This is a genomic window from Rhizobium sp. P2_G9 (assembly GCF_056403475.1).
On the sequence record NZ_JBFUFK010000091.1, the window covers coordinates 1 to 12,766 of the forward strand.

Sequence of the window (12,766 nt, forward strand, 5' to 3'; positions counted from 1 at the left end):
GAGAAAGGACTGGGAGCAAATAGTCGGCTATTTCGACGCTACCCGGTTTCGGTCAGGCAGCGATGATTGGAAAGCAGCAATCGGCGGAATTCAAGACGTCGCAAAATTCATCAATCAAAGTGCTCTGCGAAAAGGTCTATTTGGCTGGACATCTATGTTCGATCTTTGTGTTCAGCAGACAGATACTGAACCATATTTCGGGCCATACCTTTGCGTCTCGCCATTGGCATCGGGAATGATCGAGTTTCGCTATCTTGACACCGCTATTAAAAATCGACAGTGGCATCGCACTGAAGTTCCAACTCAAGCCGTATGGCAGTTGGAGACTTTTTTCGACCAACTCGGTTGGCGCCGCAGGTCCGATTCGGCGAATTCCGAACTGGAACTTCGCCCGTGAACCAACGATAACAGAGCTACCAGCTCACTCTGAAGCGGTTATGCATTTTTAAAAATCAGGAGCGAAACTCGGTCAATGGCCGATAATGTAATGTTATCGGTCGTCTAAAAAATGGCCCTACATGAGGCAGTGCCGCAGCGACTTTTGAAACGGTTCTGAAGACCTTTGAGAATTCGCACCCTTCCGAGTGAGCCCGGCCGCCCTCACTGTTTTTTCCATCGATGCGCTGTCAAAAACGTCGGCGGTTCACACCCGCTCAGTTTCGCCAACATGCTGACACTCTCGGCGGTTCCAACATACAAGGTTTCATATATGATTTTATCATGTTTTTTGTATTGATTGCCCTCCCGTCGTCCGCACCAATTTGCTTAGCGATTTGCTGGTTCCGACTCCGATATGACCGATTTCAAAAAGAAGGCTGCCCATCTGCTTAACACGCGGCATGCTGGGCGAATTGGCGAGCACTTTGGCATTACGCGGCCTTTCGATGTTCCGTGAGCCGCTGAAATTCTGAGAGGATTTCAGGGTGTTGTCGGGCGAGAAACCGGACAATGCGGGCATTGCTGAGAATTCGAGACGCGTATCCGATCGCTGCCATCACGAGCATGACGGCAAGAACGATCCTGCTAATTGACCCGCCTCCTGTTCGCTAACCTCCAGGCTTACAGCACGAAGTAATCTGCCTTGAGCGCCATCGCATCGTCCAGATGCACGGTGAAGTCGATCTTCCTGTCGCCATCGGTGTCGCCATAGATCCGGGTGTCGCTACCGGCCTTCTCGTAGCGCAACTCGCCTGCATGGCCGGAAAACCTGTCGGTGCCGATGAAGGCGAATGTCTGGTTGCCGCCTTTGCCTTCGTTGGCGTCGATCAGATGCAGGTCGATGCGGTCGCCGCTGGAGGCCTGCATGTCGAGGATCTTGTCGGCCTTGTTCTTCGAGGCCGCGGTGTCGCCAAGGGCAAAGACGAAGCTGTCCGCGCCGCCGCCGCCGGTCAGACGGTCGGCGCCGCTGCCGCCGGTGATGATGTCCTTGCCTGATCCGCCATTGATCGTGTCGTTGCCGCCGAGGCCGGACAGCCTATCATTGCCCCCGAACCCGTTGATCGTATCTTCCTCGCGTGTCGGCAATGGTTGGCCGACGACAGTGCTGGCGACGTCGACCACATCGTTTCCGACGGAACCGTTGATCGTCACGCCGCCGGTGTTGGTCACCGTCACGGCGATCGACTGCGTGTCGACCAGCGAGCCGTCGGAAGCGCGCACTTTGACCTGGTAGACATTGTTGCCGTCGGCGTCGGTCGGCGCCTCGAAGTTCGGAGCCGCGACGAAGCTCAATGCGCCGGTGCTGGCGTTGATGCTGAATTTGCGCGCGTCGGCACCGCCGCTGATCGAATAGGTCTGTGTCGCCCCGGCATCCGGATCGGTCGCCGACACGGTGGTCACGGCAGTACTGTTCTCGACGCGGTTGACGGCAGCAGTCGCACCGCCGCCGTTCGAGGTGATGACCGGAGCATGGTTGCCCGGTGTTATCGTCACGGTCGTGCCCATCGTGTCGGAACTGGCAATGAAGTCCGACGCTCCATAGTCGCCGGCCACGGCCAGGGTCAGTGGAGTTTCCCCACCGCCTGAAAGGGTCAATGTTCCAGCATTGTTCGAGCTGCCCGCCGTGAACAGGGTTTTGGTAAAGTGCCCCGAGGGGATGTAGATCGTATTGCCCTCGCCGAAACCGCCGATGGTGCCGAATTCGTCCCGGGCGTCATCCAGGATCAGCACGCCGGGCTGAAGTGCCGCGGACGTGCCGAACACGATCGACACGTTTGCGCCGACGTCGCCGTTCAACTCGAGCGTCATCAGCGGCGCGAGGGTTCCGCCACCGGTAATGTCGCCATCGATCTTCAACAAACCTGGTGCTGCCCCGGTCGCCTGCAAAGCGCCACGGAGTTGGATGTGGCCGATGATCGTGCCAAGCGCGTTGAAATTCACACCGGCCTCGACAAGGACAGCTCCGGCGGTGCCCGAGACCGCCGTCGGACCATCGACGAGTACGCCGCCATTCGAGACATCGATCGTTCCGCCGGCCATCGTCAGGGTCTGGGTCATCACGGTGCCGGCGTTGGAGACCACCACGGTTCCGCCGGACAGTGTGATGGCGTTGGCGGACGCTGTACCCTCGTTCACCAGGAACGTGCCAAGGGAACCAATGCCAAGCGAGGTCAATGCGTTGAACGTCCCGTCGGCTTCGATCGTGACGCTGCCGGTGCCATGGGCCCCGCTCGCCGCGTCGTCGAAGCCGATGAACGAACCACCGGTGGTGGTCAGGACGCCGCCGTCTCGCACGGTAAGGCTGCCCGTGCCCGCCGAACCGACCGTGAGCGCCCCCGCGAGCCATGTCGACCCGGCGCCCGTCAAAGTCGCGGTGCCATTGGATCCCGATTGCAAGCCGAGCACTGTACCGGTGATCGCCGACAGGGACCCGCCATTCTGTATGGTCACGACACCGGAGCCGGCATTGCCGACGATCAAAAGCCCGTTTGGTGCCGCGGCGGGCGCGATAATGGCAGTTCCTTCCACCGTCAGTGTGCCGGACCCCGTGGACCGGTCGCCGAGGACCATCCCGGTGTCGTCCAACCCGCCGCCGGCGCCGACATCAAGCGCGCCCGCGCCTGTGAAGCCGATAACGTCGACGGATACGTCGCCGGGCGCCGGCACACCGGGTTTCGTGGCACCACTGCCCACGATCACCTTGCCGCCGCTGTCGACCATGAGACCAACGCCGGACACGGCTCCATCAGCCGACAGGCTGTCCATGATCGTGAGCGTCGTTCCGAGAACGACATCGATCTCGGAGGCCGCACCGCTCCCGGTGACCGTCTCGGCCACCCCGTTGTTGAAAATCGCGAGGTCGCCGTAACCAGGCGGAGAGGCTGCCGGATAGCCCGGCGTCCAATTGTGAACGTTGTCGTACCAGTCGCCGCCTGAAGCACCAATCCACACGTACATGGTGTTGAATGCGGCCATAATTGTCGACCCCGACTAAGGAAGCGATCGTAGCACGATGCCGAGCGCCAGTCGCCTGCGAAATGAATGATCGCGGCGCAGCTTGTCAGAGGGCGGTGAACGCTCAGGGACCCAAAGCGGTCGTGAGTGTCACTCATCGCCTCCTCCTACCTCCCAACCTCAACCACCACCGGATGCCCTTCATCATCCCACGCCAAAAATCCCCCCGCAAAATAATAAACACGCGTATACCCCCAGGCGACCGCCTTGGCCGAAGCATAGGCGGAATAAGAGCAGTACTTTCCTTGGCAATAGAAGGCGACCTCGTCTTGCTTGCCCGCCACCTTGGCGAGGCTTTCCTTTGATAGCGCGGTGATCAGCGACAGGTTGATGGCCTTGGGGATATGGCCGTTGTCGTAGTTGAGGGGCGCGCGCACATCGATGAAGGGCACGCCGCGGGCGAGCAGCGCCTTGGCTTCCGTCACATCGATTTTTATCGTCCTGTCGACGCTGAGTTCGCCTTTCGTCTCGGTCATGAACTTGAGGTAATCATCAAGGGCGAGGTCCGTGCCGGCCCCTTCGGGCAGTCCGGCCTTGCGCAGCCCTTCCTGCAGGCGCGTGATGTAGGGCCTGTGATAGCCGAACGCGCTGCCATACCAATCAAATGCGCTTTCCTCGACCGTGAGCGGATCGGACAGCGAGCGCATGGCCAGTTTGTTGTACTTGTCGATCAGCGCCTGGATGCGGTCGGTGCGTCCGAGATGCGCATAGCTCGATATGAGCGTGGCGTAATCCTCGCGGACATCGGACTTCTTTTCGATCACGCGTTCAAACGTGTCGGCGGCTTCGTCGTATTTTCCCTGCGAGAACAGCGAGATGGCGAACATGCGCAGCGTCGCCTGCGAGAGATGGGGATCGATCCTCATCGCCAGCCGGGCCTGCTGTTCCGCCTCTGCCGCATGTCCCGTGGCGTTGAGGATCCACGCCATGCTGACACGGTTGTCGGCATCGTTCGGCGCAAGCTTCATCGCCCGGTCGATGGTAGCGGACGCTTCATCATAGCGCCCCTGCTGCGCCAGCCATTGCGCCGATATCGCATAGGCAAGCGGTGTCGGCTTCTCCAGGGCCTTTTCGAGATTTCTGTTCAGGTTCTTGATCGCGTTCTCTCGACGGGAAAAATCCCAGGAGGAGATGCTCATCCTCCAGTTTGCTGCCGCCAGTGATGCATAGGCCCGGCTATAGTTCGGATCGAGTGCTATGGCCTTCTGGAAGAAGGCAGAGGCTATGACCGTTTCCGCCTCGCTGTCCCGGCGAAAGTGATCCCAGCCGCGCAGCAAAGTATCATAGGCTTGCGGATTCATCGTCTCCGGCACTGTCACGACGCTCTGTTCGGAACGCGTCAGCTTCACCGAGAGCGTCGAAACGATCTGCCCTATCACCTTGTCCTGCAGCCCGAAGACGCCGCTCATTTCGCCATCGTAGCGCTCGGCCCAGAGGTGGTGTCCGTCGATCGCGTCGATCAATTGGGCATTGACCCGAACGTGATTTCCCTCGCGCCGGACGCTGCCCTCGAGGATGTAATGCACGCCGAGTTCTTCGGCCACCTGCTGCACCTTGGTCGGTTTGCCTTTGTAGGTGAAGGTCGAGTTGCGCGCGATCACGAAGATGCCGGACAGTTTCGACAGTTCGGTGATCAGGTCATCGGTCATTCCGTCGGCGAAATAGCCCTGTTCGGCATCGGAGCTGAGATTGTCGAACGGCAGGACGGCGATCGAGGGCTTTTGGGGCAGCGGCAAAGCCATCCGCTCAACGGATGCCGTCTCGGCGCTGGTGCGCTTCTGCGCCAGCCACAGTGCGGGAGCGCCGATCAGGAGCGAGAGGACCAAAACAGCCGGAATGACCCAATTGCGAAGGCTTCTGGGGTTGAACCGCCTGTGCCGGATATTCCCCTCGAAGCTCACGCGATAGACACGCACCGGCCGCTTGATATTCTTCACATGCTGCTCGCCAATGAATTCCAGCGGCAATTCGAACCTGCCCTGCAGGTGATCGAAAGCCGTGCCGGATACGAATAGCCCTCCCGGCTCGCATATCTGCTCGAGGCGCGCCGCGACGTTGACGCCATCGCCCAGCAGATCATCCCCGTCGACGACGACATCGCCGAGATTGATGCCCATGCGCAGGAGAAGCCGATATTGGGACGGGACATCCACCTGCCGTGCCGCGACCTTGCTTTGCGAGGCGACCGCGCAGGCGACGGCGTCGACGACGGAGCCGAATTCCACGATCGCGCCATCGCCCATGAGTTTCACGATCCGTCCGTGATAATCCTCCAGAAGCGGCTCGAAGATTTCGGTGCGCCATGCCTTCATTGCTGCCAGGGTCCGGGCCTCGTCGGCTTCGATCAGCCGCGAATAACCGACAATGTCGACGGCAAGAATGGCAACCAGCCGCCGTTCGGCGCGAACTGCTCCCATGGCCACCTCTCCCAAAGGTGTAGAAGGCCTCGCCGTGGCGCCGGTTCAGGGACGGGAACTTTCCCAGCCTCCTAGCCTCCGTAAGCTACACTTGTTTCCCCGCCCGTGCCAGACATATTGCCCGCGCTTGGGACGCTGCCGGAATGTCTCTTCGGGCCGACAGCGGACAAGACGCGCACGCAGCTTCGCCCCGTTACAGGCGAGCTCTTCGCTCCACTTCATCGACCCAGACGAATTTCACTGCCGCGTCCACGCCCCCTCCTCCGAACGGCTGCGTTCAAGCGCCGGACCTTGCATCGATCATTGTTTCGGCCGCCGCCTTCGAAATGGGACCTTGAGCTTGCCGCGGAAAAGGCCACGTTTTTCGATCGGCTCGAACACGGCCTCCGGACCCTCGGGGTCGAGAATCTCATTGTCGGCCAGCCATTCGGCCAGGTCTGAAATCTCCGGCGTGACATAGGGGACCAAGGTGCGTGAGGCGGGTTGCGCCCCGGACGCCCGTCCTGACCTGACGTCTTCGATGGCGCCGATCAGCGAACCTTTGCGATCGACGAGGGCCGCGAAGTCTGCCGCATCGGTGCCAAGATGCTCGGCGAGCAGGTCGCTCCTCAGGTCCAGCAGCCTTTGCGCCAGCGCATCCGACCCGGACGCCTCGAAGGCGACGTCGCACTCATTGTCGAACCGCATGGACCGGTTGTTGAAATTCGACGAGCCGACCCGCATCGCCCGGTCGTCGACGATCATCAGCTTGGAATGGACATAGACAGGCACGCCTTGCGCCGTGACGGGATGGTAGATGCGAAAGCGATCATATCGATCGTGCCGGTGCATGGATTCCCGCAATCTGGCGCGGGCCGTGTCCATGGCCAGCGATCCGAGCCAGTTGTCCGCCTGCACCGGGTTGATCAGGACGATCTCCGGGCCGTCCGGTTCGGCGAGCCGGCGCGCCATCGCCTGGGCGACAATGCGGGAAGCGAAATATTGGCTTTCGGCATAGATCACGGAGTGGGCCGACATGATCATGTCGACATAGAGCCTCTCCACCTCCGTCACCCGTTCGCGACCGCCATATTCAGGGCCGGTGCGCGAGATCGCCAGATCGACGGCCCCGAATGCTATCGCGCCCTCCACCCGTGGAAAGGCCTGGTGCCCCTCCGCCGGCTGCAACGGCTTGCCGCCCGCAAGCCTCCACCGCTCCCGGCAAAGGTCGCCCAGGGCACGTGCGGCCGGGCCGATGCAGTAACTGGACGCGTCGTGCCAAGGGCCGRAGGCAACCCCATTCGGCCGTTTGCGCCTCGGGTCGTCGTCGAGATGCTCGCGCGTGTCCCAACGGTCCGTGGTGACGTCTATGCCGCCGCAAAAGGCGAGACTGTCGTCGATGACCAGAATCTTCTGGTGGTGCGAACTGCCGACCGGGTGGTTGCCGTCCAGTTTGACCGTGATGCGCGGATGCAGTTTCCAGCGCAGCAAATATGGAACATTCGATAGTTTGACCCAATTGGAGAAAAAAGCGGGATTCCACAGCAGCAGCCGGATTTCGAGATCGGGATTTCGCTTTGCCAGCCAGAGCAGAAAGTCGCCGACGCCACGCGGCCCCTCGTCATCCACGTCCGGATGCCCCAGGGTGATGCGGGCATCGAAATCCCAGCCGACGAGAAAGATCGAACGCTTTGCGGCCTTCATCGCCGCACGCGCCGCGGCGAAATAGCAGTCCGCATCGATCAATAGCGCGAACTCGTCGGCCCGCTCGATCCGCCAGCAATTTTCAGACGGGTTCAGCAGCGGCTGCGACGACATTCATCCTCCCTTCGATTGATCCTTGCGATTGATCTCCAATGGCAACGACCGGCAGCATTTGAAATAAGTACTTTGCACGAACACGCCATTTTCACCACTTGGAACCAGCATTGCGAGGCGATGGTTCCCGTCGCTCTCCGCGGAACCACCTGTGCGATCCCAAGCCGAGGGCGGGGCCGAGCGCATAATGAGCAAGACCGAATCAACTGCGGCCCTATCAAACAGCGTGACCCGGATTGGGGTTCCTTCTGCTTCTCGGCCCTTTTTACCGTATAGAATGCGGATTGCACCGATGGCGGCGGCGGCAATCGTATCGCGGCTGTCGCGATCCCTCCGAACCCCGATGTCATTCAACCTCGTGCCAATAACAGCCGATCCCGCAGAACATCGGCGTTTGGCAAGAGATCATCGAAGATTGCTCCGTGTCGCCGAGGCAAGCGAATGGGAGCGCATCCGCGAAAGCCTGCTTCGACATGCTGGCTGTGCGGTGCCGGACCATCGAAGAGAGCAGACTGGATCATGGGGCGCATTCTTTCCCTGGACAGGTTCCTATTTTGTTCTCTGGACAAACATTATCAAGAGCCCGCCGCTTCGTATCGTCCGTCCAAGCGTCGGAGTGCCAGCCAAGGCGACGGCGATAAAGTCGTGAACGATTGAGCCGCCCACACGGCCCCTACCCTTTTCGGAAGACGGCGCGGCAAGCGCGCCTTCTCTCCGTAGGAGAGAGCCCCTTGCCGCAGCTTGCCGCATAATGATTTCAATGACTTACAGCTGCTTGCCGCGCTTGCCGCACTTTGCTTGCCGCGCTTGCCGTAGTCCTTGATTTCATTGAACAAAACATGCGGCAAGCAACTTTTTTGTCCACCCTTGCCGCAGCTTGCCGCACCCTTGCCGCACCCTTGCCGCAGCAGGAGGGCGAGCTTGAGCGGAGGTAAATCCGCATCAGAATGCCCGCTCGCCCTCAGCAGTTTTCAGTCCGTCATGCGAGCAAATTGAAGTCGCTGGCGGTCAGGGTGGTGACGCCGATCAGTTCGATTTCGATGATGTGCGTTCCACTTGCAACACTTTCGGCCGCGCTTCCGGTATTGGCATAAACGAACATGTTGCCATTTCCGTCGCTCTGCCAGGCAACGGTATGGGCAGCCAGGTTTCCACTGGATATCGTACCGGTTGCGGTCAGACCGAGGGCGGTGGCAAAGTCGATGAAATCGTGACCCGACGAGCCCGTCCCGTGCTGGAAATCGAGAATGGTGTCGAAGGCCGACTGCGTCGAATTGCTGACCGCTTCGAAGCGGAAGTGGTCATCGCCGGTGCCGCCGGTCAACCAGTCGGCGCCGCCGAGCCCCTTCATCGTGTCATTGCCGGCCCCGCCATAGATATAGTCGGTGCCGCTGGCGCCAATGATCACGTCGTCACCGGTTCGGCCATCGACAATACTCGGATTCGTGCCGGTTACAGTAATGGTATTGTCTGCATTGCTGCCATTGCCATCGCGCCCGATCCAGACACTGAAGGTCTGGGAAACCACCGAATGGCTGTCCGTCGCAGTCACAGTCATCGTGCCATTGAAGGTATTGTTGCTCGTGTTGACACTGCTTGCGGTCAGCTCGCCGGTGGATGAGTTTACACTCCAGGTACCGACCGACAAGTTGTTCGTCATCGAGTAGCTGACACTATCGCCGGTATCGAGATCGGTAGAAAGGAATTTGCCGAGGTCGAGGCTGGCCCCATCGGTCGTGGCGGTTTTGCTCGCCACGAAGGTGGGTGTTGTCGGCGCGTCGTTGGCACCGTTCACCGTGATGTCGATAACCTGGTCCGTGCCGTCTGCCGACGTCACATGGATCTGGTCGTGCACATGGTCTGCCGAGCCCAGAGCCTGCACATTGCTCGCCGAGTTGTTGAGCGTATAGACCCAGTTTCCGCTGGCATCGATCGTTAGCGACCCATATGTACCGGCAATCGGGTTACCGCTGTTGCGCACCGCAAACGAGCTCTGGCCCGACTCGGGGTCGCTTATCGTCAGCGCGCCGCTCGCGGTCAGCGTTGCATCCTCGGTGACAGAACCCGTGGTCGTGCCGCCGATCACGGCCGCATCATTGGTGCCGTGCATGGTGACGGTGAGCACCTGGGTCGTGCCGTCGGCCGTCGCCACGGTGATGCTGTCGGTATAATCCTGGCCGCCGACGAACTCGTTATGGGCACTGTTCATGGTGTAGGTCCAGGTGCCATCGGCGGCGATGGTGAACTTGCCATAACCATTGCTGCCATTGACATTGCTCTGCGCCGTAAACAGCGCCGAGCTGTCGACGTCGGTGGCATTGAGCTTGCCGCCGGTGTTCTGGGCGACATTGCTTTCGGTGAGCGCCTGCGTGGCCGTGCCGGTGATCACCGCTGCATCGTTGCTGCCATGGATGGTGACGGTCAGCACCTGCGTGGTACCGTCGGCCGTCGCCACGGTGATGCTATCGGTATAATCCTGGCCGGCCGCGAACTCGTTATGGGCGCCATTCATCGCGTAGGTCCAGGTGCCATCGGCGAGGATGGTGAACGTGCCATAGTTGTGATTGCCCGCGACATTGCTCTGTGCCGTGAACAGCGCCGAGCTGTCGACGTCGGTGGCGCTCAGTTTGCCGCCGGTGTTCTGGGCGACATCGCTTTCGGTGAGCTGCTGCGTGGCCGTGCCGGTGATCACAGCGGCATCATTGGTGCCGTGAATGGTGACGGTCAGCACCTGCGTGGTGCCGTCGGCCGTGGCCACAGTGATGCTGTCGGTATAATCCTGGCCGGCCGCGAACTCGTTATGGGCACCGTTCATCGCGTAGGTCCAGGTGCCGTCGGCGAGGATGGTGAACGTGCCATAGTTGTGATTGCCCGCGACATTACTCTGTGCCGTGAACAGCGCCGAACTGTCGACATCGGTGGCGCTCAGCTTGCCGCCGGTATTCTGCGCCACATCGCTTTCGGTGAGTTGCTGCGTCGCTGTGCCGGTGATCACCGCCGCGTCATTGGTGCCATGGATGGTGACGGTGATCACCTGGGTGGTACCGTCCGCTGTGGCCACAGTGATGCTGTCGGTGTAGTCCTGGCCGCCGACGAACTCGTTATGGGCGCCGTTCATCGCGTAGGTCCAGGTGCCGTCGGCGAGGATCGTGAACGTGCCGTAGTTGTGATTGCCGGCAACGCCGCTCTGCGGGACGAAGTTGGTGGAGCTGTCGACGTCAGTGGCGCTAAGCTTACCGCCGGCATTCTGGGCGACATCGCTTTCGGTGAGCGACTGCGTGGCCGTGCCGGTGATCACCGCCGCATCATTGGTACCGTGAATGGTGACCGTGAGCACCTGCGTGGTGCCGTCGGCCGTGGCCACGGTGATGCTGTCGGTATAATCCTGGCCGGCCGCGAACTCGTTATGGGCACCGTTCATGGCGTAGGTCCAGGTGCCATCGGCGAGGATGGTGAACGTGCCGTAGTTGTGATTGCCCGCGACATTGCTCTGTGCCGTAAACAGCGCCGAACTGTCGACGTCGGTGGCGCTCAGCTTGCCGCCGGTATTCTGCGCCACATCGCTTTCGGTGAGTTGCTGCGTGGCCGTGCCGGTGATCACGGCGGCATCATTGGTGCCATGGATCGTGACGGTGATCACCTGCGTGGTACCATCCGCTGTGGCCACGGTAATGCTGTCGGTGTAATCCTGACCGCCGACGAACTCGTTATGAGCGTCGTTCATCGCGTAGGTCCAGGTGCCGTCAGCGAGGATCGTGAATGTGCCGTAGTTGTGATTGCCGGCGACATTGCTCTGTGCAACGAAGTTGGCAGAGCTGTCGACATCGGTGGCATCGAGCTTGCCGCCGGTATTCTGGGCGACATCGCTTTCGCTGAGCGACTGCGTGACCGTACCGGTGATCACCGCTGCATCATTGGTGCCATGGATGGTGACGGTCAGCACCTGGGTGGTGCCATCGGCCGTGGCCACGGTGATGCTGTCGGTATAATCCTGGCCGGCCGCGAACTCGTTATGCGCGCCATTCATGGCGTAGGTCCAGGTGCCATCGGCAAGAATGGTGAACGTGCCATAGTTGTGATTGCCCGCGACATTGCTGTGTGCCGTGAACAGCGCCGAGCTGTCGACGTCGGTGGCGCTCAGTTTGCCGCCGGTGTTCTGGGCGACATCGCTTTCGGTGAGTGTTTGCGTGGCCGTGCCGGTGATCACGGCGGCATCGTTGGTGCCGTGGATGGTGACCGTGATCACCTGCGTGGTACCGTCCGCCGTGGCCACGGTAATGCTGTCGGTGTAATCCTGGCCGCCGACGAACTCGTCATGGGCATCGTTCATCGCATAGGTCCAGGTGCCGTCAGCGAGAATGGTGAACGTGCCATAGTTGTGATTGCCGGCGACATTGCTCTGTGCGACGAAGTTGGCGGAGCTGTCGACATCAGTGGCGCTCAGTTTGCCGCCGGTGTTCTGGGCGACATCATTTTCGTTGAGTTGCTGCGTCGCCGTGCCGGTGATGACGGCAGCATCGTTGGCGCCATCGATGGTAATGGTGATCACCTTATCCTGACCATCTGCCGTCTGGACGGTGAATGTGTCGGTCAGGTGGTCGTTGACGTTGAGCGCATTGACCGCCGTATTGCTGTTGTCGAGCTGGTAGCTCCACTTGCCGGCCGCATCCATCGTCAGCGTGCCGTAATGATCGTCGCCGGAAATGGTTGTGGCAGTCCACTGATCGTTGGCGTCGTCGGCATCGGTGTTGTTGAGATCGCCTTGGATTGGATTGGTGACTGAGTCTTCCGTCACCGTGCCGCTGTCGCCGCCGGCGCTGATGACAGCCGCATCATCGGTGCCCTGGATGGTGACCGTGATCACCTGGCTGGTGCCGTCGGCGGTGGTCACGGTGATGCTGTCGGTATAGTCATGACCCGCCTTGAACTCATCATGGGCGTCGTTCATGACATAAGTCCAGGTGCCGTCAGCGGCGATCGAGAACTTGCCGAAGCCGTGGCTGCCATCGACATCGGTCTGCACATCGAAGGCGGCAGAGCTGTCGACGTCGGAAGCATCCAGCTTGCCGCCAGTGTTTTGAGCCGAATCCGTCTCCGTC

At 60.6% G+C, this 12,766-nt stretch carries 6 protein-coding genes; 1 reads left to right on the forward strand and 5 read right to left on the reverse strand.

Features of this window, described 5'->3' with window-relative positions; all coding sequences use genetic code 11:
- A partial coding sequence (locus tag AC1DYF_RS39175) for a hypothetical protein (protein WP_477884193.1) occupies positions 1-397 on the forward strand: 397 nt, incomplete at its 5' end.
- 662 nt (positions 398-1,059) lie between these two features.
- Here the strand turns inward: AC1DYF_RS39175 and AC1DYF_RS39180 are convergent.
- The 5 genes from AC1DYF_RS39180 to AC1DYF_RS39200 form a co-directional block, all read right to left on the reverse strand.
- On the reverse strand, positions 1,060-3,414 hold the full coding sequence (locus AC1DYF_RS39180; RefSeq protein WP_477884195.1) for a cadherin domain-containing protein: 2,355 nt from the start codon (positions 3,412-3,414) through the stop codon (positions 1,060-1,062).
- A 146-nt stretch (positions 3,415-3,560) separates the two neighbouring features.
- Positions 3,561-5,870 (reverse strand): rhodanese-like domain-containing protein, encoded by a 2,310-nt coding sequence (locus AC1DYF_RS39185; protein ID WP_477884197.1) that lies wholly within the window; start codon positions 5,868-5,870, stop codon positions 3,561-3,563.
- A 300-nt stretch (positions 5,871-6,170) separates the two neighbouring features.
- A complete protein-coding gene (locus AC1DYF_RS39190; RefSeq protein WP_477884199.1) occupies positions 6,171-7,667 on the reverse strand; it encodes a phospholipase D-like domain-containing protein in 1,497 nt (498 codons plus the stop codon).
- The gene (locus AC1DYF_RS39195) at positions 7,668-8,021 is read right to left on the reverse strand and encodes a hypothetical protein (protein WP_477884200.1); all 354 of its coding nucleotides are present in this window, start codon (positions 8,019-8,021) and stop codon (positions 7,668-7,670) included.
- Between the two features lie 625 nt (positions 8,022-8,646).
- The coding region (locus AC1DYF_RS39200; protein WP_477884202.1) for a VCBS domain-containing protein at positions 8,647-12,766 on the reverse strand (4,120 nt) is incomplete at its 5' end.